The organism is Pseudomonas sp. IPO3778 (assembly GCF_013386825.1).
Taxonomy (GTDB): domain Bacteria; phylum Pseudomonadota; class Gammaproteobacteria; order Pseudomonadales; family Pseudomonadaceae; genus Aquipseudomonas.
In genome coordinates this window covers 1-370 of record NZ_JACARC010000139.1, presented here as the reverse complement: position 1 = coordinate 370, position 370 = coordinate 1, and the positions used below count along the sequence as shown (strand labels likewise).

Annotated in this window: 1 pseudogene; it reads left to right on the top strand. The window is 56.8% G+C overall.

The window, feature by feature from the left end:
* Window positions 1-370: pseudogene (locus HX855_RS32930) on the top strand (hypothetical protein); the annotation flags it as partial.

Sequence of the window (370 nt, the reverse complement as noted above, 5' to 3'; positions counted from 1 at the left end):
AACAGTGCGTGGTCAAACCGTTTTCACGCAATTTCGTGCTGGTCCGCCATCGTCTTCAGCCGCCGAAAATCCGAGGCTGCACGGACACGCCCCCCATCCTGATTTTCTATAGCCTGTACATGCATTTGCAGGACTGGACGGTTTATCAGGCGGATTCAACTATCGTCCGACCAGCCTTCTGGCCTGAGGGCGCCACTCTGCGTGTCAAAGACTCGGTTAACGACTTGCGTGCTGGAGAACGCGGTCTGAATGTTCGCAATCAAGCTCATCGGGGCAAGTCTATCGCTCTTTTGCCAAAGGGCGCGCAGGTGACGGTCAGCGGTGACGGTGATTACCGCAGGCTGGAGAACACCCCCGGTCCAGATGCTCT